Origin of the sequence: Antarcticimicrobium luteum (assembly GCF_004358185.1) — a bacterium.
In the GTDB taxonomy this organism is placed as follows: domain Bacteria; phylum Pseudomonadota; class Alphaproteobacteria; order Rhodobacterales; family Rhodobacteraceae; genus Antarcticimicrobium; species Antarcticimicrobium luteum.
Window position 1 is genome coordinate 1 of record NZ_SMUV01000042.1, and the last position, 24,244, is coordinate 24,244.

Here is a 24,244-nt window from a genome sequence, read left to right on the forward strand (position 1 = left end):
ACCCAGTCGGCGCCCTGATCCTCGATGGCGCGGATCTCCTGCCCGAAGTTGGCGAAATCGGCGGACAGGATCGACGGCGCGATCTTGACGGAACGGTCGAAGCTCATTCCGCGGCCTCCGGCGCGGCGCGGTCCGCGTCCAGCCCGCCGCGGAACACGCGCGAGGGGCGGATGTCGGCCTCGGAAATTGTCGACAGCGCATCCGCATCCACCACGCCGCCGGCCTCGAACAGCCGGTTGGCCTGCCGCAGCCGGGCGCGGTCGAGCGCGTTTCGGATTGAGCGGGCGTTGGCGAAATGCGGCTGGGTGCGGCGCAGATCGATATACTCCTCCAGCGCGGCGCGGCCGCCCTCGTCGAGGCGATAGCCCTGATCGCCCAGCATGGTGCCGGCAATCCGCCCCAGCTCTTCTTCGGAGTAGTCGGGGAATTCGATATGGTGGGCGATGCGTGACCGGAACCCGGGATTGGCGGAAAAGAACCGGTCCATCCGGTCGGCGTAGCCGGCCATGATCACCACCAGATCGTCGCGGTTGTTCTCCATCACCTGCAACAGGATCTCGATCGCCTCCTGGCCGTAGTCGCGTTCGTTGTCGGGTTTGTAGAGGTAATAGGCCTCGTCGATGAAGAGCACGCCGCCCATCGCCTTTTTCAGTACCTCCTTGGTCTTTGGCGCGGTGTGGCCGATGTACTGGCCGACAAGGTCGTCGCGTGTGACGCTGACCAGATGCCCCTTGCGCACATAGCCCAGACGGTACAACAGCCCGGCCATCTTGCGCGCGACCGTGGTCTTGCCGGTGCCGGGATTGCCGGTGAAGGACATGTGCAGCGTCGGCGTCTCCTGGCTGAGGCCCAGCGCGCGCCGGGCCCGGTCCACCAGCAGCAGCGCGGCGGTCTCGCGGATGCGCTGCTTGACCGGGGCCAGACCGATCAGCTCTTCGTCCAGTTCGCGCAGAACTTCGGCCACGCCGGAGCTTTCATACTCGGCGCCGAGATCAATGCGCTGCGGTGCTTCGGGTGTGTCTGTCATGTCCGGCCCCTTCTTCAGTGTTCAAATGCTATGGGGGTGCGGGGGCGGTTCCCCCGCTGCCCCCGTCAGGCGCGCGCGGTCCAGCCGTATTTCTGCGAGCGCCCCTCGTAATCGGTGCGCTGCATGGTCAGGCGGGGCTCCTCGGCGGGGCGGTTGACGATGAACGACATCATCACCGTCTCGAATCCGCGGGTGTCGTCGAAGGCCTGCATCCGGATATAGGCGTCCGGGTGCGCCTTGCGGCAGTCTTCAAACTCCATCATCACGCCCTTGGCGTCGCGCAGGTCGAACATCGGGTGGCCCCACATTTCCCAATAGATGTTCCGGGGGTGGGGATCGTCGGTGTATTCCAGGCTGACTGCCCAGTCGCGCGACAGCATGTATTCGACCTGGGCGGTGATCTGCTCGTCGCTCAGGTCGGGCAGGAAGGAAAAGCATCCTTGGGTGATACGCATCGGTGGTGTCTCCTATGGTTGATCCGGGTGCTCCGTGTCCCCTTTCCCTGCCAGACGGGCAGGGAGAGGGGGCGGATATGAGGGGGCGCCCCCTTACATCGCCGGGCTTGCGGTGGGCACGAAGTCGCTGGTGTCGGTCGAGGTGTAGTTGAAGGTGATGTTGCCCCAGGTCTCCAGCGCGGCCTCGAGCGGCTTGCACCACTTGGCGGCCTCGCGCAGAACGTCGGGGCCTTCGTTCCTGATGTCGCGGCCTTCGTTGCGGGCCAGTACCATCGCCTCGAGTGCCACGCGGTTGGCGGTCGCGCCGGCCTGGATGCCCATCGGGTGGCCGATGGTGCCACCGCCGAACTGCAACACCACGTCGTCGCCGAACAGATCAAGCAGCTGGTGCATCTGACCGGCATGGATGCCGCCCGAAGCCACCGGCATGACCTTGTGCAGGTCGCCCCAATCCTGTTCAAAGAAGATGCCGCGCGACAGATCCACCTCGTTATGGGTCTCGCGGCAGACGTTGTAATAGCCCTGCACGGTCAGCGGGTCGCCCTCCAGCTTGCCGACGGCGGTGCCGCAGTGCAGGTGATCGACACCTGCCAGCCGTAGCCATTTCGCGATCACGCGGAAGCTGATGCCGTGGTTCTTCTGCCGGGTATAAGTGCCGTGGCCGGCACGGTGCATGTGCAGGATCATGTCGTTGTCGCGGCACCACCGGGAGATCGACTGGATCGCGGTCCAGCCGACGATCAGGTCGACCATGACGATGACGCTGCCCAGCTGTTTTGCGAACTCGGCGCGGGCGTACATCTCTTCCATGGTGCCGGCGGTGATGTTGAGGTAGTGGCCCTTGACCTCGCCGGTCTGGGCGCTGGCCTTGTTCACAGCCTCCATGCAGTACAGGAAACGGTCGCGCCAGTGCATGAACGGTTGCGAGTTGATGTTCTCGTCATCCTTCATGAAGTCGAGCCCGCCCTTGAGCCCCTCATAGACGACGCGGCCATAATTCTTGCCCGACAAGCCCAGCTTGGGCTTGGTGGTGGCGCCCAGCAGCGGCTTGCCGAACTTGTCGAGGCGCTCGCGCTCAACCACCAGCCCGGTGGGCGGGCCGGCGAAGGTCTTCACATAGGCGACCGGAAAGCGCATGTCTTCCAGGCGGGCGGCCAGCAGCGGTTTGAAACTGAACACGTTGCCGATGATCGAGGCGGTGAGGTTGGCGATGGAGCCTTCTTCGAACAGGATCAGATCGTAGGCGACATAGCAGAAGTACTGCCCCGGATTGTTCGGCACCGGCTCGACCTTGTAGGCCTTGGCGCGGTAGCTGTCGCAGGCGGTCAGACGGTCGGTCCAGACCACGGTCCAGGTCGCGGTAGAGCTTTCGCCGGCCACCGCGGCGGCGGCTTCGATCGGGTCGACGCCCTCTTGCGGGGTGATGCGGAACAGCGCCAGCACGTCGGTGTCCTTGGGCTCATAGTCGCCGTCCCAGTAACCCATCTGCGCGTATTTCAGCACGCCGGCCTTATAGCGTTCCTTGCCTTTGATTTCCTTGGGGGATTTCATCTGGTTCATGGCCTTTCCTCTCTCTCGGTGTTCAGGCGGCCTGACGGCCGGCGGTCTGGGGGTCGAGCGCGCCCGCGGCATAGCGGGCGGCCATATCGTCCATCGGGACGGGTTTGATGCGGGCAGCGTGCCCGGAGGTGCCGAAGCGGTCGAACCGGTCGGCGCAGAGCGCCTCGAGCGCGTCCATCGCCGGGATCAGGAACTTGCGCGGGTCGAACTCGGCCGCGTTCTCGGTGGCCACCTTGCGGAACTGGCCGGTCATCGCCATCCGGCAATCGGTGTCGATATTGACCTTGCGCACGCCCATCCTGATGCCGCGCTCGATCTCTTCGACCGGCACGCCATAGGTCTGGGGCATGTCGCCGCCATAGGCGTTGATGATGTCCTGCAGCTCCTGCGGGACCGAGGACGACCCGTGCATCACCAGATGGGTGTCGGGTAGCTTGTCGTGGATCGCGGCGATGGTCTTCATCGACAGGATCTCGCCATCGGGCTTGCGGCTGAACTTATAGGCGCCGTGGCTGGTGCCGCAGGCGATGGCGAGCGCATCGCATTTCGTGCGCATCACGAAATCCACCGCCTGATCGGGATCGGTCAGCAGCTGGTCGTGGCTGAGCTTGCCGACCGCGCCGGAGCCGTCCTCCTCGCCCGCCTCGCCGGTCTCAAGACTGCCCAGAACGCCCAGCTCGCCCTCGACGCTGGCACCGACAGCGTGGGCGGCGGCGGTGACGCGGGCGGTGATCCGGGCGTTGTAGTCGTAGGAGGCGGGCGTCTTCATGTCCTCCTCCAGCGAGCCGTCCATCATCACGCTGGTAAAGCCGTGGCGGATCGCGGTCAGGCAGGTGGCGTCGTTGTTGCCGTGGTCCTGATGCATCACGATGGGGATGTCGGGGAACATCTCGGCCAGCGCCTGAACCATATGGCGCAGCATGATGTCGCCGGCATAGGAGCGGGCGCCGCGGCTGGCCTGCAGGATCACCGGCGCGTCGCATCTCTCGGCCGCGCGCAGGATCGCCAGACCCTGTTCCATGTTGTTGATGTTGAAGGCGGGCACGCCGTATGCGTGTTCCGCGGCGTGGTCCAGCAATTGCCGGAGCGTGATCAGTGCCATATCGGACCTCCTTGCCTCAGGCGGCTGCGGCGGCGCCGTCCAGCGCCGCGATACCGGGGAGCGTCCTGCCCTCCAGCCATTCCAGGAATGCCCCACCGGCGGTGGAGACATAGGTGAAGTCTTGGGTGACGCCCGCCGCGTTCAGCGCCGCGACGGTGTCGCCGCCGCCGGCCACGGTGACGGCGCGGCCCTGCCGGGTCAGCGCGGCCGCGGCGCGGGCGAGCGCCACGGTCGCCATGTCGAAGGGCGGGATCTCGAAGGCGCCGAGCGGGCCGTTCCACAGGATGGTCTGCGCACCGGTCAGCACCGTCTGGAACCCGGCCAGCGCCTGCGGCCCGGCGTCGAGGATCATCGCGTCCTCGGGGCAGGCGAAGGCATCGACCACCTGCGTCTCGGCCTCGGCGCGGAATTCCCGCGCCACCACAACGTCCTGCGGCAGATGCAGATAGCAGCCGGATTTCTCGGCCAGCCGCCGGATCTCGCGCGCGGTGTCGATCTGGTCGGCCTCATGCAGCGACCGGCCCATCGGCGCGCCCTCGGCAAAAAGGAAGGTGTTGGCCATGCCGCCACCGATGATTACCGCGTCGAGCCTTTGCACCAGGTTCTTCAATACCGCGATTTTGCTGGACACCTTGGCGCCGCCGACAATCGCCACCGAGGGCCGCTTGGGCGCGTCGAGCGCAGCGCCGAGCGCCTCAAGCTCCTCGACCAGAAGCGGCCCCGCGGCGGCGGGCAGGAGGCGGGCCAGCGCCTCGGTCGAGGCGTGGGCGCGGTGGGCGCAGGAAAAGGCGTCGTTGACATAGATGTCGCCAAGCCTGGCCAGCTGCGCCGCAAAGGCGGGATCGTTGGCGATTTCGCCCGGGTTCAGCCGCAGGTTTTCGCACAGCAGCGCCTCGCCGTTGGCCAGTTGCCGCGACAGGATCACGGCGGACTCGTCGGCGCAGACATCCGAGAACCGAACCGGCACGCCGAGCGCCTCGGCCAGGGCCGGCCGGAACTTGTCCACCGAAAAGCTGGAATTCAGCTCATTGGGCTCGGGGCGGCCAAAATGGGTCAGGACGACCAGCCGTGCGCCGCGCGCCAGAAGCGGCCGCATGCCTGCCGCAAAGCGGTCGATCCGGGTGGTATCGGTGATCCGGCCGGCTTCGGTCGGAACGTTCAGGTCGGCCCGCACCAGCACGCGTTTGCCGGTAACGTCCATATCGGTGATGCGCGCGATGCTCATCCGACCTGCCCCATGTGAACGGCATTGTCCGCCATGCGGCAGGAAAAGCCCCACTCGTTGTCGTACCAGGCCATCACCCGCACCAGCGATCCGTCGATGACACGGGTCTGGTCGGCGGCGAAGTTGCACGAATGGGTCTCGTGGTTGTAATCGACCGAGACCTTGGGCTCGGTTTCATAGCTCATGATGCCGCGCATCGGGCCGGCGGCGGCCTCGGCGATGATCGCGTTGATCTCTTCCACCGTCACCGATTTGGACGGGCGGAAGGTCAGATCGACGGCGGAGACATTCGGCGTCGGCACCCGGATCGCGGAGCCGTCGAGCCTGCCTTTCAGTTCGGGCAGCACCTCGCCGATCGCCTTGGCGGCCCCTGTGGTGGTGGGGATCATCGCCATGGCGGCGGCGCGGGCGCGGTAGAGGTCGCTGTGGCGGCGGTCCAGCGTCGGCTGGTCGCCGGTATAGGAATGCACCGTGGTCATGATGCCCTGTTCGATGCCCACCGCGTCGTTCAGAACCTTGGCCATCGGCGCCAGGCAATTGGTGGTGCAGGAACCATTGGAGACCACGATTTCCGACGGCTTCAGGTCGCGGTGATTGACGCCGTAGACCATGGTCCTGTCGGCCCCCTTGGCCGGCGCCGAGATCAGAACCTTTTTCGCGCCCTGGCCCAGGTGCACGGCGGCGGCGTCGCGCGAATTGAACTGACCCGAGCATTCCAGCACCACGTCGACGCCGGACCACTCCAACGCGCCCGGATCGTAGGTCGAGAACACCTGCATCGGTCCGTGACCTATGTCCATCGTGGTCCCGTCGATGCGGATTTCGCCGCCAAAGCGGCCATGCACGCTGTCGTATTTCAGCAGATGCGCGGCGGTCTCGATCGGGCCGGTTGCGTTGAGCTTGACCACCTCGATGTCGTTGCGGCCGCTCTCGGCGATGGCGCTCAGGGTGCACCTGCCTATTCGGCCAAAGCCGTTGATTGCAACTTTTATTGTCATTTCAACCTCTTAGGATAAGAGTTCGCGTGCCTTCGCGGCAGTGTGGACGGCGGTGATGCCGAAATACTCGTAAAGCTCGGGCGCGGGGGCGGAGGCGCCGAAACCGGTCATGCCGACAAAGCCGTCCTCGGGGCGCAGCAGGTTGTCCCAGCCTTGCCGGACGGCGGCCTCGATCCCGATGCGGGGGGCGGTGCCAAGGACCGCCGCGCGCCAGGCGGCGTCCTGGGCAGTGAACAGCTCGAAACAGGGGGCGGAGACCACGGCGGCCTTGATCCCCTCTTCGGCCAGCAGATCGGCGGCGGCGCAGGCGATCTCCACCTCGGACCCGGTGGCGATCAGGGTGAGATCGCGGGGGCCGTGGGTTTCGCGCAGCACATAGGCGCCGCGGGCGGTCAGGTTTTCCGCGACATGTTCGGTGCGCAGGGTCGGCAGGCCCTGCCGCGACAGGCAAAGCACGCTGGGGGTGCTGTCGCTCATCGCGGCCAGTTCCCACATCTCGGCGGTTTCCACCACGTCGGCAGGGCGAAAGAGGTTCAGGTTGGGCATGGCGCGCAGGCTGGCGATGGTCTCGACCGGCTGATGGGTGGGGCCGTCCTCGCCCAGCCCGATGCTGTCATGGGTCATCACATAGACGACCGGGCGCCGCATCAGCGCCGACAGGCGGATCGCCGGGCGGCAGTAATCGGCAAACGCCAGGAAGGTGCCGCCATAGGGCAGGAAGCCGCCGTGCAGCGAGATGCCGTTCATCGCCGCCGCCATGCCGTGTTCGCGGATGCCGTAATGGATGTAGTCGCCGGCGTAGTCGTCACGGCTGACCGGCGTCATCCCCTTGGTGCGGGTGTTGTTCGACCCGGTCAGGTCGGCGGAGCCGCCGATGGTATTTGCCAAGGTCGCATTGACCACCTCCAGCGCCATTTCGCTGGCCTTGCGGGTGGCGACCTTGGGCGCCTGCGCCGAACGCTTTGCCTTGTATGCGGCGATCGCGGCATTGAGCGCCGCCGCGTCGGGGGCGGCGAGGGAGGCACTGAACTCGGCGGCCTTCGGGTTGGCGGCGAGACGGGTCAGCCAGGCGGCGCGGGCCTCGGCGCCGCGGGCGGCGACGGTGCGCCAGGCGGTGTAGATGTCCTGCGGGATCTCGAACGGCGGATGCGTCCAGCCCAGTTCGGCCCGGGCGGCGGCGATCTCTTCCGCACCCAGGGGCGAGCCGTGGGTAGCGGAGGTGCCCTGTTTGTTCGGCGCGCCAAATCCGATCACCGTCTTGCAGGCGATCATCGAGGGGCGGGCATCGGCGCGGGCCGCTTCGATTGCGGCGGCCACGGCCTCCTTGTCATGCCCGTCCACCGCCTGCACATGCCAGCCGGCGGCGGCAAACCGCGCCCGCTGGTCGGTAGAGGTCGAGAGGTCGGTAGAGCCGTCGATGGTGATGCCGTTGTCGTCCCAGAACAGGATCAGCCGGCCCAGCCCCATATGACCGGCAAAGTCGATTGCTTCGTGGCTGATCCCCTCCATCAGGCAGCCGTCGCCGGCGATCACGTAAGTATGGTGGCCCACCAGATCGTCGCCGAAGCGCGCGTTGTGCATCCGCTCGGCCAGCGCCATGCCGACGGCGGTGGCGATACCCTGACCCAGCGGTCCGGTGGTTGTCTCTATCCCCTTGGCATGGCCGTATTCCGGGTGTCCGGCGGTGCGATAGCCCATCTGCCGGAAATTGCGGATCTGCTCCATCCCCATGTCGTCATAGCCCAGCAGGTGATGGATCGCATAGACCAGCATCGAGCCGTGACCGGCGCTCATCACGAAACGGTCGCGGTCGGGCCAGTCGGAGTTCGCCGGGTCCAGCGTGATGAACCGGTTGAACAGAACGGCCGCCACATCGGCCAGACCCATCGGCGCGCCGGGATGGCCCGAGTTCGCGGCCTGAACTGCGTCCATCGCAAGCGCGCGGATCGCATTGGCCATCAGCTCCTCGGAGGCGGCGGTGATCTGGCTGTGCTGGTTCATCGGTATCTCCTCAGGCGCGTTTGGATTCGCTGACCAGGCGGTGAACCATCGGGGTGAAGATCAGCTGCATCGCCAGATCCATCTTGCCGCCGGGGATGACGATCGAATTGGCGCGGGTCATCCAGCTGCCCTCGATCATCGTGGTGAGATAGGGAAAGTCGATGCCGCGCGGGTTCTTGAAGCGGATCACCACCAAGCTCTCGTCGGCGGTCGGAATCCAGCGCGCCACGAAAGGGTCGGAAGTATCGACCACCGGCACGCGCTGGAAATTCACGTCGGTCTCGATGAACTGCGGACAGATGCAATGCACATAGGCGTGCATCCGGCGCAGGATGGTGTCGGTCACCGCCTCGGTCGAATAGCCGCGGCTGGCCTTGTCGCGGTGAATCTTCTGGATCCATTCGAGGTTGATCACCGGCACCACGCCGATCTTGAGGTCGGCGAATTTGGCGATATTGACCTCGTCGTTCACCACCGCGCCGTGCAGCCCCTCGTAGAACAGCAGCTCGGAATTGTCGGCAAAGGGTTCCCACTGGGTGAACTGGCCCGGCCCGACACCCCGGCGCGCCGCCTCCTCGTCGTCATGGACATAGTGGCGGGTTTCGCCCCTGCCGGTCTCACCATAGGTGCGGAACACCTCTTCCAGCTTGCCCAACTCATTGGCGTCATAGCTGAAATGGCTGAAGGTATCTTCGCCGGCCGATTTGCGTTTCTCCAGCTCGGCCTTCATCGACGCGCGGTCATAGCGGTGAAAGGCATCGCCCTCGATCGACACCGCCTCGATCCCCTCGCGGCGAAAGATCTGGTCGAAGGTCGCCTTGACCGTGGTCGTGCCGGCCCCCGAGGAGCCGGTCACCGAAATGATGGGGTGTTTCTTGGACATTGGGTCTCCTTCAGGCGCGGAACAGGCCGCGCGAGCCGAACAGGGCCGAGATCTCCTGTTCGGGCAGATCATGGTAGGCGGTGACGCGGTCGACCTTGTCGGGGGTGCCAAAGACAAGCGGGGTGCGTGCGTGAAGCTGGTCCGGGCGCTGATCCAGCAACGGATCCTGCCCGGTGGTGGCGCGCCCGCCGGCCTGCTCGACCAGCATGGCGATGGGGGCGCATTCATAGACCATGCGCAGCCGGCCCTGGCCATAGCCGGGGCGCCCGTCGGACGGGTAGAGGAAGATGCCGCCGCGCGACAGGATGCGGTGGGTCTCCGCCACCAGTGAGGCGACCCAGCGCATGTTGAAATTCTTGGCGCGCGGCCCCTCGATGCCTTGCAGGCAATCGTCGATATAGGCGCGCACGGGCTTGGACCAGTGACGATAGTTCGAGGCGTTGATGGCGAATTCAGAGGAGTCCTCGGGAATCGTCAGCATGCCGCCGGCCTGGTGGAACCGTCCGTCCTGCGGATCGCGCACAAAGGTCAGAACGCCATTCCCGAAGGTGACCACGAGCGCAGTCATCGGCCCATAGATGAAATAGCCCGCGGCGATCTGTTCGCGCCCGGACCGCAGAAAGCTGTCCTCGGCCCCGTCGCGGGCCGGGCGGATCGAAAAGATCGTGCCGATGGACACGTTCACGTCGATATTGGAGGAGCCGTCGAGCGGGTCGATGGCCAGCGCCAGGGCGCCGTCTTCGTCGATCTGCTCCACGGTCTCGCGCTCTTCCGAGGCGTACCAGCGCACGCCGGTGCCGGGCAGGGCGGCGGCAAAGGCCTCGTCCGCCATCACGTCCAGCGCCTTTTGATTGTCGCCGTCGCTGTTGCTGCCGACCTCGGCGCCCAGCGCGCCGTCCAGCGGGCCGCGGGCGATGATCTGTGCCAGATCCGACGCGACGCGGCTGAGCGCCTGCATCGGGGCGGCCAGGTGCGCCGGGATCAGCCCGGCGGGGGCAATCAGGCAATTATCTTTGGTCAAGGCGTTTTCCTCCGTCCTCGGAAAGGTTGATATCCACGGAATGGAATTATAAGGAATTTAAAACTTGTGAAAGCAAATTAGAGAAATCTGAATGCAGCGCCTTAATGCCATAACATTCAAACAGTTGCGCGCGCTGGATGCGGTCTGCCAATCCGGGGCGATCAGCACGGCCGCGGAGATGTTATCGCTCACACCTCCGGCGGTGCACAGCCAGCTGCGCGCCCTTGAGGAGGTTTTCGGCTGCGCGCTGGTCAATCGCGGCCAGGGGGGATTCGCCCCGACCGAGCAGGGCGCGGCACTTTTGACCGCTTTCCGGACCGCGCGGGCGGCGCTGGAACGTGCGGTCCATCAGATCGAAACGCTGGGCAAGGGGCTGTCGGGAACGGTGGTTCTGGGGGTGGTGAGCACGGCGAAATATTTCGCGCCGCATCTGGTGGCGATGCTGCGGTCGGAATTTCCCGATATCGACGTGGTACTGCGGATCGGCAACCGCGCCCGGATCATCCAGATGATCGAGACAGGCGATCTCGATCTGGTGATCATGGGGCGGCCGCCGCGTTTGCCGGCGGTGGTGGCGCGTTCGATCGGCGATCATCCGCATTTGCTGGTGGCGCCGCCCGGGCATCCGCTGACCCGGATCGCACAGGTCACGCCGGACGACATCCTGTCCCAGCCTTTCGTGATGCGGGAACCGGGCTCGGGCACCCGTATCCTGACCATGCGGTTCCTGGATGAAATCGGCGAAGGACGCGAGTTTGCCTATACCGAGATGGAATCGAACGAGACCATCAAACAGGCGGTGGCGGCCGGACTCGGCGTGGCGATCCTGTCGGGCCACACCGTGCACGAAGAGCTGAAGTCCGGCCGGCTGGTGTCGATCCCCGCCGAACGGCTGCCCATCGTCCGGCACTGGTTCGTGTTGCACGCGGCCGGGCAGGAGCTGTCGCAGCCGGCGATCCGGATCATGGACTGGATCGTGTCCAATCCCGACCGGTTCCTGCCGGGTGGCGCGCGGAGCGCTGCAAGGTTCTAAAATACCCGGATTGACAAACATTATTATTTTAGTCAGGTATTGGTCGTCCAGCCAACCCGCGTCGTGCCGGGTCAGCCATCCGCAGAACCATCCGCAGAACACGGGACCATGCCGATGCACCGCCCAGCCGATACCCCCCGTCCGCCCTGGCGGCTGACGGGCCGCGCGCCCCGCAAACGCGACGACGTGTGGACCATCCTTGCCGATGCCGGGCTGTGGCTCGGCCTGTCCGTGGACGCGCTCCTCGACCATATCGAAACCGAACCAAGGACAGGACGATGACGATCCATTCCCCCGCCACAGCCGGCCACCCGTCCGCGCCGGTACTGCCCGCCCACCGCGCCGAGGATCTGACCGACGGCGGACATCTTGCGCATATCGCGCTGGGCGATCAGGTCTATACCCTGCGCATCACCCGGGCTGGCAAGCTGATTTTGACCAAGTAATCATTACTCTGCCCGGCGCGGCGTATGCGCGCGCCGGTTCCGCGCGGTGTGCGCGGGATTGCAAAATATTCCTCGGTGTGCATCTGTATCCCCCCGATGCGGCGGTAGTGAGGATAGGCGATGCGGAAGTTCATTTTGGCGTCAGCGCTGGCGGTTTTTGGGGCCGGGATGGCCCTTGCCGCGTCGGAGCAGACTGTCGGGCAGCGCGAAATCACCGAATGGAAGGCCGTGTTCGGCCGTGTCGAGGCGCGCGATCTGATCCCGGCCCGGTCGCGCATCGGCGGTACGCTGGTTTCGGTCGGGGTGACCGAGGGCAGCGCCGTCACCGAAGGCCAGATGATCGCCGAGATCTACGATCCCAAGCTGAATCTGCAACTGGACTCGGTGCAGGGCGAGATCGACGCGCTGCTGTCGCAGCTCGACAATGCCCGAACCGAGCTGAAGCGCGGCGAGGATCTGCTGGAGCGCGGCGTGACCACCGCGCAGCGGCTCGACGCGTTGCGCACCCAGGTCGAGGTTCTGCAGAACCAGATCGAGGCGACCCGCGCCCAGAAACGCGTGATCGAGGAGCAGGCCGCCGAGGGCGCGGTGCTGGCCCCGATCGCCGGCAAGGTGATCGACGTGCCGGTGACCCGCGGCTCCGTGGTGATGCCGGGCGAGGTGATCGCCCAGATCGGCGGCGGTGGATTTTTCCTGCGCCTCGCGGTGCCCGAACGGCACGCTGCCTATCTGCGCGAGGGGATCGAGATCCGCATCGGCGCCGACGGGCAAAGCCAGCCCGGGCGCCTCGCCAAGGTCTATCCCCAGATCGAGAACGGCCGCGTCATCGCCGATGTCGAGGTTCAGGGTATGAGCAGCGAATTCGTCAATGCACGTGTGCTGGTCAGCCTGCCGGTGGGCACGCGCAGCGCGCTGCTGGTGCCCGCCGACCGGGTCGAGACCCGCATGGGGCTGGATTTCGTTACCGTGCGCGGTCCCGGCGGCGAGCCGGTGGGGCGCGCCGTGGTGCTGGGCGAGGCGCATCCGGTCGACGGTGTCGAGATGATCGAGGTCGTCAGCGGGCTGAGCGTGGGCGACGTGCTGGTGGCCGGCCATGAGTGAGGACGACAAACAGGCATCGCGCGGCATCGCCGGCGGGCTGACCCGCGCCTTCATCCGCTCGCCGCTGACGCCGCTGATGATCCTGGCCGCGCTGGCGGTGGGGATGGTGGCGCTGATCAGCCTGCCGCGCGAGGAAGAGCCGCAGATCTCGGTTCCGCTGGTCGACATCCACATCCAGGCGCCGGGGCTGCGCGCCGAAGACGCGGTCAAACTGGTGACCGAACCGATGGAGACCATCGTCAAGGCGATCAATGGCGTCGAGCATGTCTATTCCCAGTCGATGGACGACTATTCCATGGTCACCGCCCGTTTCCTGGTGGGAACCTCGGCCGACGCTGCGATCCTGCGTGTGCATGACAAGGTGCGCGCCAATCTCGACCGGATCCCGGTCGGCATCGACGAGCCGCTGATCGTCGGGCGCGGCATCGACGACGTGGCCATCGTGGCGCTGACGCTGACGCCGACACCGGGGGCCGGGGAGATGACCGCCAACGACCTGACCCGGATCGCGCGCGAGTTGCAGGTCGAAGTGGCCAAGATCCAGGATGTGGGCCTCACCTATATCGTCGGCGAAAGCCCCGAGGCGATCCGCATCGCCCCCGATCCCGACCGGCTGGCGCTGTTCGGGGTGACGCTGCAACAACTGTCGGGCAAGGTGCAGTCGGCCAACCGCGCCTTTGCCGCCGGTACCGTGCGCGACGATGGCGCCCAGATCCCGCTGGTCGCCGGCGAGACGCTGAGCGCGCCGGCCGAGATCGGCAACCTGCTGCTGACCGCGCGCGACGGCCGGCCGGTCTATGTGCGTGACGTGGCCGACATCAGCTTTGTGCCCGACACCTCGGACAAGATCGTCTCGAACCTCACCCGCGACGCCGACGGCAACATTCGCCGCACCCCTGCGGTGACCCTGGCCGTGGCCAAGCGCGCTGGCGCCAACGCCGTTGTGGTGGCCGAACAGGTGCTGCACCGCGTGCACCTGCTGGAGGACAGCCTGATCCCCGAGAACGTCGTGGTCGAGGTCACCCGCGACTATGGCGAGACGGCCAATGAAAAGGCCAACGAGCTGCTGTTCCACCTTGGCTTGGCCACCGTTTCCATCGTGGCGCTGGTGCTGTTCGCAATCGGCTGGCGCGAAAGCATCGTGGTGGCCGTGGTGATCCCCGTCACCATCCTGCTGACGCTGTTTGCGGCCTGGATCATGGGCTATACGCTGAACCGGGTGTCTTTGTTCGCACTGATCTTCTCGATCGGGATTCTGGTGGATGACGCCATCGTGGTGATCGAGAATATCGCGCGCCACTGGGGCATGCCCGACAAGGCCGACCGCGCCACCAAGGCGATCCGCGCCGTGGCCGAGGTGGGCAACCCCACCATCGTCGCCACGCTGACCGTGGTGGCGGCGCTGTTGCCGATGCTCTTCGTCTCGGGGCTGATGGGCCCCTATATGAGTCCGATCCCCGCCAATGCCTCGGCGGCGATGATCTTTTCGTTCTTCGTGGCGGTGATCATCACGCCCTGGCTGATGCTCAAGATTGCCGGCGGCGCCCCGCTGCATCACGACGCGGCGGGCGGCCATGGCGGCCGGCTGGGCCGTCTCTATACCGTGGTGGCGCGGCCGTTGCTGAAGACCCGGTTGCGCTCGGGCCTGTTCCTGCTGATCACCGCCGGGCTGAGCTTTGGCTCGATGGCGGCCTTCTACACCAAGGATGTGACGGTCAAGCTGCTGCCCTTCGACAACAAGTCTGAACTGGCGGTGATGATCGACCTGCCCGAGGGGGCCTCGGTCGAGGCGACCGACGCGGTGGCGCAGGACGTTGCGCGCGCGGTGCTGGATCTGCCCGAGGTGATCTCGATCCAGACTCACGCCGGCTCGGCGGCGCCGTTCAACTTCAACGGGCTGGTGCGCCACTACTACCTGCGTGAGAAACCCGAACTGGGCGACGTGCAGATCAACCTGCTTCCCAAGGCCGAGCGTGACCGCACCAGCCACGCCATCGCGCTGGACATCCGCGAGCGGATCAGCGCGCTGGAGGTGCCCGAGGGCACCAGCCTGAAAACGGTCGAGCCGCCCCCGGGCCCGCCGGTGATCGCCACCCTTCTGGCCGAAGTCTACGGCCCCGATGCCGGCACAAGGCGCGAGGCCGCGCGGCGGATCCGCGCCGCCTTTGAAGAGGTACCCTTTGTCGTCGATGTGGATGACAATTTCGGCGAACAGAGCCGGCGGCTGCGGGTGACGATTTCGTCCGACCAGCTGGAATTCTTCGGGGTGCAGGAATCGGATGTGTTCTCGACCATCGCGATCCTGAACGGCGGCACCACGGTCGGTTATTCGCACCGGGGCGAGGGGCGCCGTCCGATCCCGATCCGGGTCGAGCGCGACAAGGCGCACCGCGTCGTCGACGAAAGCTTCCTCACCACGCCGATCCCGGCCAATGTGCTGCCCGGTGCGCGCGGGGTGGTCGAACTGGGCGATGTGGTCGTGATACGGGAAGAGCATGCCTCCTATCCGATCTTCCGCCACAACGGACGCGCCGCCACGATGGTGATGGCCGAGCTTGCCGGCGATTTCGAGGCGCCGCTCTACGGCATGCTGGCGGTGGCCGAGAAGCTGGATGAAATGGACTGGCCCGAGGGTATGAAGCCGGTGGTCTCGCTGCACGGCCAGCCCGAGGATGAAAGCCATGTGACCCTGCTCTGGGACGGCGAGTGGGAGGTTACCTGGGTCACCTTCCGCGACATGGGCGCGGCCTTTGCGGTGGCGCTGCTGGGCATCTACATCCTGGTGGTGGCGCAGTTCGGCTCGTTCCGGCTGCCGCTGGTGATCCTGACGCCGATCCCGCTGACCTTCCTCGGCATCATCGGCGGCCACTGGCTGTTCTCGGCGCCGTTCTCGGCCACTTCGATGATCGGCTTCATCGCGCTGGCCGGCATCATCGTGCGCAACTCGATCCTGCTGGTGGATTTCATCCGCCACGAGGGCGGGCCTGACATTCCGCTGATCGACACGCTGATCGCCGCCGGGGCCATCCGGTTCAAGCCGATCCTGCTGACCGCCATCGCGGCGATGATCGGCGCGGTGGTGATCCTGGCCGACCCGATCTTTCAGGGGCTGGCGATCTCCTTGCTGTTCGGGCTGCTCAGCTCGACCCTGCTGACGGTGCTGGTGATCCCGGCGATCTACCGGGTGTTCAAGGGCTGATCCGAACCGCTGAATGCGAAAATGCCCGGGCCATTGCCCGGGCATTTTTTGTCGGCCCTGGCCCCGGCTGTTATTTCAGCCGCTTGATCAGGCTGGAGGTGTCCCAGCGCCCGCCGCCCATGCCCTGCACATCCTTGTAGAACTGATCGACCAGCGCGGTCACCGGCAGGCTGGCGCCGATCTCGTCCGCTGTGGCCAGGCAGATGCCCAGATCCTTGCGCATCCAGTCGACGGCGAACCCATAGTCGAACTTGTCGTCCAGCATGGTCTCGTGCCGGTTCGCCATCTGCCACGATCCCGCCGCGCCGCCGGCGATCACCTCGATCACCGCGCGACCGTCGAGCCCGGCCTTCTGGGCGAAATTGATCCCCTCGCTCAGCGCCTGCACCAGGCCCGCGATGCAGATCTGGTTGACCATCTTGGTCAGCTGCCCGGCGCCGCTCTCGCCCAGCCGCTTGATCGAGCGCCCATAGGCCTGCATCACCGGCTCGGCCGCGTCGTATTGCGCCGCATCGCCGCCGCACATGATCGACAGCACGCCGTTCTCGGCCCCCGCCTGACCGCCCGAGACCGGGGCGTCGACGAACCCCAGTCCGGCCGCCTTGGCAATGGCGTGCATTTCGGTCGTCACTTTGGACGAAACGGTGGTGTGATCGACAAAGATCGCGCCAGCCGCCATCCCGGCAAAGGCGCCGTCCGCGCCGGTGCAGACCGCGCGCAGATCGTCGTCGTTGCCGACGCAGGCCATCACGAAATCGGCGCCCGCCACCGCCTCGCGCGGGCTCGGGGCCATGGCGCCGCCATGCCCGGCCACCCATTTTTCGGCCTTGGCCGCGGTGCGGTTATAGACCGTCACCTCATGCCCGGCCTTTTGCAGATGCCCGGCCATCGGGTAACCCATCACGCCCAGTCCCAGAAACGCAACCTTTGCCATGTCTTCGTCCTTTCGCTTGTCCTTGTGCCGGGCCGCGCGCGGTGCGGGTCCCTGTCGCCCGCGACCTTAGCGATCCCTTCGCGGATCGGAAAGCCCACCGGCGACGGCGCCGTGCCGCGCCTGAAGTCGCCGCAGCCTGTCATAAAACCATCGCGCCGCCGCGATAGGGGGGGCGGAAACAGGAGCAGACCATGATCGACCCAGCCTTTTCCGCGCCCGGACGGTTCTTCCGCGGCAATCTGCACACCCATTCCACCCTCTCCGACGGTGTGCTGCCGCCCGAAGAGGTGTGCCGCCGCTACCGCGACGAGGGCTATGACTTCATTGCGCTCACCGATCATTTCGTGGGCCTTTTCGGCTATCCGATCGCCGACACAAAACCGTTCCGCGATAACCGGTTCACCACGGTTCTGGGTGCCGAGGTCCATTCCGGCGCGATGCAGAACGGCGAGCTGTGGCACATCCTCGCCGTCGGCCTGCCGGAGGATTTCGCGCCGTCGAACTCGCCCGGCTTCCACCCGGTCGAGGGGCAGGAGAGCGGCCCCGAGATCGCCCGCCGCGCCCGCGAGGCCGGCGCCTTCGTCGCCGTCGCCCACCCGCATTGGTCGGGGTTGACGCTGGAGGATGCCCGTTCGATCGGGGACGCCCATGCGGTCGAGGTCTATAACCACGGCTGCGCCCGGGGCTGCGACAGGGGCGAGGGGTTCCAGACCGCCGATCTGCTGCTGTCCGAGGGCCGCGATCTGACCCTGATCGCCACCGATGACGCCCATTTCTCCGAACCCGATCATTTCGGTGGCTGGGTGATGGTCAAGGCCGAGGCGAATGAGCCCGAGGCGCTGCTGACCGCGCTCAAGGCGGGGCGGTTCTATTCCAGCCAGGGGCCGGAGTTGCGCCATGTGGAGCGGGCGGGCAACAAGCTGCATATCGAATGCTCGGCGGTGGAAAGCGTCATCGTGCAGGGCCATGGCAGCGCGGCGGTCTCGCGCCACGCGCCGTCGATGACCCGCGCCGAGATCGACCTGACCCGGTTCGCCGGCAGCGACTGGATCCGAGCCACCGTGATCGACAGCGCTGGCCGCCGCGCCTGGTCGAACCCGATGCGACTGGGCTGAGCGACGGCCGATGGGATGCGGCGGGCGGGCGGTGGCCTCGCCCGCGAAAAAAGACCCCGCGCGGGGATCGGTCCGGCGGGGGCAGGACCGGGCGCCGCGACGGGGAGAAGCGGCCCCCGGGGGGCGGGAGAGGGCCGGCGCCCGGACACACCCGGCGCCGACCTTCTATGGTTTCAGGAGGCGAGCGTTCGAAACCCTCCGTCCCAGTAGATCAGCGCGCCCTGACCTGGGTTGGTGATCACCCCGCGCACCCGTCCGATCACGATCGAATGGGTGGCGCGGTCGATCATCTCCTCGACCTCGCAATCAAAGGCCGCCGGCGCGTCGGCCAGCAGCTGCGCGCCGGTCACCGCCGTGGTCCAGTCGGCGCCTTCGTAGCGGTCCGGTCCCTTGACCCCGCCAAAGCCGCTGAAGCGTTCGGCGACCGCTTTGTGTTGCGCGCCCAGAGAGGACCAGCCGAACCGCCCGTAGCGTTCGAACATCGGCCAACTCGACGCGCCCCGGTTGACGCAGGCCAGCAGCAGCGGCGGCTCGGCCGAGAGCGAGATCGCCGAGGTGACGACAAGGCCGGTACGGTCCGCCCCGTCGCCCACGGTCAGCACCGAGCAGTTGCCCACCAGCGCGCGCATTGCGCCGGTGAAGCTTTTCGCGTCGGGGTCGGTGATCGCGGTCATCGCATTCACCGGATGCCCGCCTCGGCCAGGATCGGCAGCACGTTGTCGCGGAAGAACGGGAACTCCCCGGCGTAATCCACGAAGGACAGCGTGGTTCCGGCGAACCCGGTCTCATGCAGCTTGATGATGCCCTCGGCCACCTGCTGCGGCGTGCCGACAAGGGGAAAGCCGCCGTGGCCCTGCGCCATCAGGTAGCGGATCTGCGCCAGCAGATCATGCGGGAAGCTGTGGGCATGGGCGAATTGCAGGTTGACCAGATTGTCCACCGCCTCCCAGTCGGCGTTGTCGTCGGTGATGTATTTCTGGAAGGCGCGCGCCTCTTCCTCGGTCTCGCGGCAGATCACATGGCTGAAGGTCAGCACGCCGACATCGCGGCCCTTGGCGGCGGCCTGGTCCTTCAGCTCCTGAATCTCGTCTTTCGATCGGGTCAGGTCGATTGCGGGGGTAAAGAGGTAATTGGCGTTGTCGGTGGCGAACTCGCGTCCCTGGGGCGAGCCGGCGGCGTTCAGGATCGGCACCGTGCCGCTCATCGGCTTGGGATCGCCGGCCACGTGCTTGAGGTTGAAATAGGTGCCGTCCCAGTCGAAATACTCGTCCGAGGTCCACAGTTTGCGGATCACGTCGATCCACTCCTGGGCATAGCCATAGCGGGCCTCGTGATCGTCGGGCAGGGTCAGGCCCAGCGCCTCGTACTCCGGCTTGTTCCAGCCCGCCACGATGTTCAGCCCGGCGCGCCCCTTGCCGATCTGGTCGATGGTGGCGATCTGCTTGGCCACGACGACAGGGTTGTTCGCGGCGGTGTGAATGGTGGCGAACACGGTCAGGTTCTCGGTGTTGGCCAGCAGCCCGGCGGCCCAGGTCATCGTCTCCAGCACACCGCCGTGAAAATCTGTCTCGCCGCCGTAGCCGATCCAGCGCGCAATCGGCAGCATGAAGTCGATGCCGGCCGCATCCAGCATCTTGCCGAGCTTGAGGTTGTTCTCCCAGCTGTTCTGCCAGCGTTCGGGCGCCTTGGTCACGGTCATCCCCGAGGAGCAGTTGGAGGAGAAGGTGCCGAGCTTGAAGCCGTCTTTTTTCATCATCAGATTAGTTGTCATTGCATATATCTCCGAGTTGGGTGTGGAAATACTGTGGAAATTACAATTGAAAGTCTATTTAAAAATCAAGTTGCACCGATCCGCCCCCTGCGGGAAGATCCTTGTCCGGAGGGAAATGCTTGTGAATGCATCAAAAAACGACAGCGCTGACGACGGGTTGAATTTTCTTTGGCATCTGTCGGGCGACCCGGCAGAGGTCAGCACGACAGAGGCGGAATTCGCCCTGATGCGGGCGTTCGAGGGATTCGGGCGCTGGCAGTCGGAGTGTCTGGCCTCGGTCTGCGACCTGGCCGCCAGCGGGCCTGAGAACGCGCTGCTTCACATCATCCGGATGAACGACCGGCCAAAATCGGTGAAGGAACTGGCGCGGCTGACCAACCGCGACGACATTCCCAACATCCAGTATTCGCTGCGCAAGCTGACCGGCTCCGGGCTGGTGGAAAAACAGGGATCGGGGCGGACAGGGGTGACCTATGAGGCCACGGAAGAGGGGCGCCGTGTCACCGACCAGTACAGCGCGCTGCGCCGCAGGCTGCTGATCGAAAAGATCAACGGCCTGCCGGGGTTCTCCGAACAACTGGCCGAGGCGACCCGGGCGCTGAACATCCTGACCGGGATCTACGAGGAGGCCGCGCGGGTGGCGGCGACCCACCGGCGCTGAGTGGCGTCAGGGGGCGGGGCAGCGTTTCCGCTGAACCAACAGAGCAAGCCGCGCAAGCGCCGGACCGTTTATCCCGGCCAAATCCGGATGAGATATGAGCGGAGCGCTTAGGTCGACACAGCGCCAGACCGTGCGGGCGGTCCGGCGCTTGTGCGGCGGCCTTCGGCCTTGAATCCGCGCTCGGGGGCGTCAGCCCTGAGGAGTGTTGTTTCACGCTCTCCGGACAAAGCCCAGCCAGTCACTCAGCGCGCCGCGGCAAGCCCTGCGTCGAGCGCGGCGAGGATCACGTCGACATCCTCTGCCGTCAGCACCAGCGGCGGCGACAGGATGATGTTCGGCCCCGAGATGCGGATCATCGCGCCGGACCGATAGGCCACCTCCTGCACGGTATTGGTCGTCGCCTTGTCGATCGGCGTCCTGGCGGCGCGGTCGCTGACCAGCTCAATCGCGCACATCAGCCCGTGACCGCCGCGCACGTCGCCGATGAGGTCGAATTTCTCCTGCAACGTCAGCAAGCCCTGATACAGCTGTGCGCCCCGCGCGGCGGCGTTCTCCGGCACGTTCAGCCGCAGTGTCTCGGACAGGCAGGCCAGCGCGGCGGCGGCCCCGACCGGGTGACCGGAATAGGTGTAGCCGTGACCGATGGCGGCGCGGCCGGTCTCGTCCTTTTCGAACACCTCGGCCACATGTTCGGCGATCATCACCGCACCAAAGGGGAAATAGCCGTTGGTGATCGCCTTGGCGGTGCTCATCAGATCGGGCTGCACGCCCCAGTGGCGCGATCCGGTCCAGCTTCCGGTGCGGCCAAAGGCGGTGATCACCTCATCCGCGATCAGCAGGATGCCGTGTTTCGAGCAGATCTCGCGCACCCCGGGCATGAAGCTTTCATGCGGCGGGATCACCCCACCGGCGCCCAGGATCGGCTCCATGATGAAGGCGGCGATGGTGCCTGCGCCCTGAAACGCGATCTCGTCCTCCAGCGCGGACAGGCAGAGCTGCGCCAGTTTCTCCGGGTCGCTCTCGCCAAACGGGTTGCGATAGGTATAGGGCGCCGGGATGTGGTGACAGCCGGGCAGCAGCGGTTCGTACTGGGTGCGGAAATTGGCGTTGCCGTTCACGCTGGCGCCGCCGAAATGGGTGCCGTGATAGCCCTTTTTCAGGCTCAGGAATTTCACCCGCCCGGCCTCGCCGCGGATCTTGTGATACTGCCGCGCCAGCCGCAGCGCGGTCTCCACCGAATCCGAGCCGCCCGAGGTATAGAAGGCGCGGGTCAGCCCGTCGGGTTCGAAAAACGCGCGCAGCTCTTCGGCAAGCTGGATCACCGCGTCGTTGGTGGTGCCGCGGAAGATCGAGTAATAGGGCAGCTGATCGAGCTGGGCGGCGATCGCCTCCTTGATCGGCTGGCAGGAAAACCCGAGGTTGACGTTCCACAGCCCGCCGACGCCATCGACCACCTCATGCCCGTCGATATCGGTGATCCGCACGCCCTGCGCCCCGGTCACGATGGTCGGCGGGTTGGCCTGGCTGTCGGCCGGATGCGCCATCGGGTGCCAGAGCGATCTGGCGTTGTGTTCCTTGAGGTAATTGGAGTCTTTCATCGGGACAGCTCCTTGCTGGGGGCCACATGGTCGAGGGCCGGTAGAGGGGGCGCCGCCACATTGGCGGCAAAAGGGATAAACGCGATGGGATGCCGGACCGGCGCCACCGGGCGGCGCACCGCGGCAGCGGGCCGGGCAGGGACGCCCGGACGCGCTGCAAGCGCGGCGAGGGACGGGGCGCCGGTCATGCCGCCGCCTGTCCGGGGTAGGAGGGCGGGCAGGTGCCGCCGATGTCCCGGGTCAGTTCCAGCGCGGCGCGGCGCAGCTCGCTGCGGATCAGCGCGCGTAGCGCGGGGGTCATGCGGCTGACCGGGGCGGCCACCGCCAGCGCGCCCAGCGGCCGGCTGTCGGGTCCGAAGATCGGCGCGGCGTGGGAATGCACGTCGGCCTCGAACCCGCCTACCGATTCGGCGATGCCCTCGGCGCGCACGGTGTCCAGAACCGCGCGGATAGCTTCGGGGTCGGTCAGGGTGTCCGCGGTGTGGGCCGGCAGCGGCCCCGACAGCACCGCGTCGGTGAATTCGGGCGTGGCAAAGGCCAGGACCGCCATTCCGGAGGCGGTGCCATGGAACGAGATCACCTCTGCGTCCTCCATCGCGACACGGGTGGCGTGGAGCGGACTGTAGGCATGCGCGATGGTGTTCAGCATGTCGTCCTTGGCCAGCGAGACATGGGTGGTTTCCCCGGTCGCGGCGCCAAGCCGGTCGAGCACGCCGCGCGAGACCGTCAGGATCGGCACCGCTGCCTCGCGCAGCGCCGCCAGACGCAGAACCTCCGGCCCCAGGCGATAGGCGCGGTCGGCTCCGGCCTGTTCGACGAATCCCGCCGCCTGCAATTCCGTCAGCAGCCGATAGACGGTCGCCTTGTTCATGCGGGACAGACGGGTGAGATCGCTCAGCCCGATTTCAGGCCGGGTCTGGGTGAAAAACGTCAGCAATGACAGGGCCTTGGTGACGGTTCCCATCTTTTTTCCGGCCTCCCGTTGTGCCTGGGTCGCAGGCTTTTTCATGTTTTTCCGCCAAGCGGTCTGCAATTGTGTTGACAGATCGGCGGGTCGACTGTCAATCTAAAACAAACCAATGGTTCAAATAATGAACCAAATAACAAATCGACAACAAGGAGGTCTGCTATGAAACTTTCCCACATGCTCGCCACGGCGGCGGCGGCGCTGATGACCGCTGGTGCGGCGCTTGCCGAATATCCCGAAAAGCCGGTCAACTTCATCGTGCCCTGGCCGCCGGGCGATCTGGAGGATGTGCTGACCCGCATGATCGCCGAGGATTTCCAGAAGGAATACGGCGTCGCGGCGGCCGTGGTGAACAAGCCCGGCGGCGGCGGCGGTCCCTTCCCCGGCGCCATCGAGGTGGCGAATGCCCCCGCCGACGGCTACACCGTCGGCTCCTTCGTGATCGGCGTGCCGGTGGTCGGCCACGAGATCGACATCCCGCCGCTGACCCCGGCCAAGTTCGATCCGCTCGGCATCTTCCTGACCTATCCCTTTGTCATCGCCACCTCCGGCGACGCGCCCTATTCCACGATGGCGGAACTGGCCAGCTACGCCGGGGAGAACGACGTGGCGCTGGGCCATTTCGGCGATGTTCTGACGCCGACCCAGGTGACCAAGGCCTATGCCAAGACGGCCGGGTTCGAGTTCGCCTCCGACGCCGCCTTCGATGCGCTGGACTGCAACACGCTGGCCTCGGGCGATGCCGACGTGATCAACACCACGCTGCAACTGATCCTGCCCTGCCTCGACAGCGTCAAGGTTCTGGTCTCGATCACCGACCAGCGGATTCCGCTGATCCCCGAGACCCCCACCATCGGCGAACTTGAGCCGAGCCTCGACATCGCCCTGTGGAACGGGCTGTTCGTGACCAAGGACACCCCGCAGGACGTGCGCGACAAGATCATCGCGGTGGCCAGCAAGACGGCGATGAGCGAGCGGGCGCAGAACGTGGCCAAGGAAACCGGCGCGCTGGTCTACTGGCAGAACGCGGACGACAGCGCGGCGCGCATCGCCAAGGACATCGACACCGTCTCCCGCATCGGCGAGCTGCTGGAATGATCTGCAACGGGCCAGGGCATCGTGCCCCGGCCCGTCGCGTTTCGGAGTA

General features: G+C 66.2%; 22 protein-coding genes and 1 pseudogene. 8 read left to right on the plus strand and 15 right to left on the minus strand.

All coding sequences use genetic code 11. The features are described from left to right. The 10 genes and pseudogenes from E1832_RS22830 to E1832_RS02340 form a co-directional block, all read right to left on the minus strand. Positions 1–107: pseudogene (locus E1832_RS22830) on the minus strand (ribulose-phosphate 3-epimerase); the annotation flags it as partial. Further along, entirely contained in the window at positions 104–1,027 is a 924-nt protein-coding gene (gene cbbX / locus E1832_RS02300) for a CbbX protein (RefSeq protein WP_133358127.1), read from the minus strand. The pseudogene E1832_RS22830 and the gene cbbX, both read right to left, overlap by 4 nt. 65 nt (positions 1,028–1,092) lie before the next feature. After that, on the minus strand, positions 1,093–1,482 hold the full coding sequence (locus E1832_RS02305) for a ribulose bisphosphate carboxylase small subunit (RefSeq protein WP_133358128.1): 390 nt from the start codon (positions 1,480–1,482) through the stop codon (positions 1,093–1,095). 93 nt (positions 1,483–1,575) lie between these two features. Then, the gene (locus E1832_RS02310; RefSeq protein ID WP_133358153.1) at positions 1,576–3,033 is read right to left on the minus strand and encodes a form I ribulose bisphosphate carboxylase large subunit; all 1,458 of its coding nucleotides are present in this window, start codon (positions 3,031–3,033) and stop codon (positions 1,576–1,578) included. A gap of 31 nt (positions 3,034–3,064) precedes the next feature. Then, positions 3,065–4,144, minus strand: a complete 1,080-nt coding sequence (gene fba, locus E1832_RS02315; protein ID WP_133358129.1) for a class II fructose-bisphosphate aldolase — start codon at positions 4,142–4,144, stop codon at positions 3,065–3,067. Positions 4,145–4,160: 16 nt separating this feature from the next. Then, positions 4,161–5,369 (minus strand): phosphoglycerate kinase, encoded by a 1,209-nt coding sequence (locus E1832_RS02320; RefSeq protein WP_133358130.1) that lies wholly within the window; start codon positions 5,367–5,369, stop codon positions 4,161–4,163. Continuing rightward, the gene (gene gap / locus E1832_RS02325; protein WP_133358131.1) at positions 5,366–6,367 is read right to left on the minus strand and encodes a type I glyceraldehyde-3-phosphate dehydrogenase; all 1,002 of its coding nucleotides are present in this window, start codon (positions 6,365–6,367) and stop codon (positions 5,366–5,368) included. The genes E1832_RS02320 and gap overlap by 4 nt, the downstream gene beginning before the upstream one ends. Positions 6,368–6,376: 9 nt before the next feature. Continuing rightward, the gene (tkt, locus tag E1832_RS02330; RefSeq protein WP_133358132.1) at positions 6,377–8,368 is read right to left on the minus strand and encodes a transketolase; all 1,992 of its coding nucleotides are present in this window, start codon (positions 8,366–8,368) and stop codon (positions 6,377–6,379) included. A 10-nt stretch (positions 8,369–8,378) separates the two neighbouring features. Continuing rightward, positions 8,379–9,251 carry a phosphoribulokinase gene (locus E1832_RS02335; protein ID WP_133358133.1) on the minus strand — a complete coding sequence of 291 codons (873 nt, stop codon included), beginning with the start codon at positions 9,249–9,251 and terminating at the stop codon, positions 8,379–8,381. A gap of 10 nt (positions 9,252–9,261) precedes the next feature. Beyond that, a complete protein-coding gene (locus E1832_RS02340) occupies positions 9,262–10,272 on the minus strand; it encodes a class 1 fructose-bisphosphatase (protein ID WP_425358958.1) in 1,011 nt (336 codons plus the stop codon). A 91-nt stretch (positions 10,273–10,363) separates the two neighbouring features. On the opposite strand from E1832_RS02340, the gene cbbR reads away from it, so the two are divergent. The 5 genes from cbbR (at position 10,364) to E1832_RS02360 (ending at position 16,051) form a co-directional block, all read left to right on the plus strand. Then, positions 10,364–11,305, plus strand: coding sequence for a LysR family regulator CbbR (cbbR, locus tag E1832_RS02345; RefSeq protein WP_133358134.1), 942 nt, complete (start codon positions 10,364–10,366; stop codon positions 11,303–11,305). A 114-nt stretch (positions 11,306–11,419) separates the two neighbouring features. Further along, positions 11,420–11,587, plus strand: coding sequence for a hypothetical protein (locus E1832_RS22380; protein ID WP_206020983.1), 168 nt, complete (start codon positions 11,420–11,422; stop codon positions 11,585–11,587). After that, entirely contained in the window at positions 11,584–11,751 is a 168-nt protein-coding gene (gene hemP / locus E1832_RS02350) for a hemin uptake protein HemP (protein ID WP_133358135.1), read from the plus strand. The genes E1832_RS22380 and hemP overlap by 4 nt, the downstream gene beginning before the upstream one ends. Positions 11,752–11,871: 120 nt before the next feature. Beyond that, the gene (locus tag E1832_RS02355; protein WP_133358136.1) at positions 11,872–12,852 is read left to right on the plus strand and encodes an efflux RND transporter periplasmic adaptor subunit; all 981 of its coding nucleotides are present in this window, start codon (positions 11,872–11,874) and stop codon (positions 12,850–12,852) included. After that, the gene (locus E1832_RS02360; protein WP_133358137.1) at positions 12,845–16,051 is read left to right on the plus strand and encodes an efflux RND transporter permease subunit; all 3,207 of its coding nucleotides are present in this window, start codon (positions 12,845–12,847) and stop codon (positions 16,049–16,051) included. Before E1832_RS02355 ends, E1832_RS02360 begins: the two co-directional genes overlap by 8 nt. A 70-nt stretch (positions 16,052–16,121) precedes the next feature. Here the strand turns inward: E1832_RS02360 and E1832_RS02365 are convergent, their stop codons facing one another. Further along, positions 16,122–16,985: an NAD(P)-dependent oxidoreductase gene (locus E1832_RS02365; protein ID WP_133358138.1), complete on the minus strand. Its 864-nt coding sequence runs from the start codon at positions 16,983–16,985 to the stop codon at positions 16,122–16,124. Positions 16,986–17,176: 191 nt separating this feature from the next. Here E1832_RS02365 and E1832_RS02370 point away from each other — a divergent pair, with 191 nt between their 5' ends. Beyond that, positions 17,177–18,100, plus strand: a complete 924-nt coding sequence (locus E1832_RS02370) for a PHP domain-containing protein (RefSeq protein ID WP_133358139.1) — start codon at positions 17,177–17,179, stop codon at positions 18,098–18,100. 173 nt (positions 18,101–18,273) lie between these two features. Here E1832_RS02370 and E1832_RS02375 read toward each other — a convergent pair whose 3' ends face one another. Together E1832_RS02375 and E1832_RS02380 are read right to left on the minus strand one after the other, a co-directional pair. Further along, a complete protein-coding gene (locus E1832_RS02375; RefSeq protein ID WP_133358140.1) occupies positions 18,274–18,774 on the minus strand; it encodes a flavin reductase family protein in 501 nt (166 codons plus the stop codon). A 5-nt stretch (positions 18,775–18,779) separates the two neighbouring features. Next, positions 18,780–19,871 carry an LLM class flavin-dependent oxidoreductase gene (locus E1832_RS02380; RefSeq protein ID WP_133358141.1) on the minus strand — a complete coding sequence of 364 codons (1,092 nt, stop codon included), beginning with the start codon at positions 19,869–19,871 and terminating at the stop codon, positions 18,780–18,782. Positions 19,872–19,992: 121 nt separating this feature from the next. On the opposite strand from E1832_RS02380, the gene E1832_RS02385 reads away from it, so the two are divergent. Continuing rightward, positions 19,993–20,532 (plus strand): winged helix DNA-binding protein, encoded by a 540-nt coding sequence (locus E1832_RS02385; RefSeq protein ID WP_245513771.1) that lies wholly within the window; start codon positions 19,993–19,995, stop codon positions 20,530–20,532. Positions 20,533–20,774: 242 nt separating this feature from the next. Here the strand turns inward: E1832_RS02385 and E1832_RS02390 are convergent, their stop codons facing one another. Both E1832_RS02390 and E1832_RS02395 read right to left on the minus strand, forming a co-directional pair. Further along, complete coding sequence (locus E1832_RS02390) at positions 20,775–22,130, minus strand: aspartate aminotransferase family protein (RefSeq protein ID WP_133358143.1); 1,356 nt, start codon at positions 22,128–22,130, stop codon at positions 20,775–20,777. A 184-nt stretch (positions 22,131–22,314) separates the two neighbouring features. Further along, a complete protein-coding gene (locus E1832_RS02395; protein ID WP_133358155.1) occupies positions 22,315–23,094 on the minus strand; it encodes an IclR family transcriptional regulator in 780 nt (259 codons plus the stop codon). Between the two features lie 165 nt (positions 23,095–23,259). Here E1832_RS02395 and E1832_RS02400 point away from each other — a divergent pair, with 165 nt between their 5' ends. Beyond that, entirely contained in the window at positions 23,260–24,195 is a 936-nt protein-coding gene (locus E1832_RS02400; protein WP_133358144.1) for a tripartite tricarboxylate transporter substrate-binding protein, read from the plus strand. Positions 24,196–24,244: the final 49 nt, after the last annotated feature.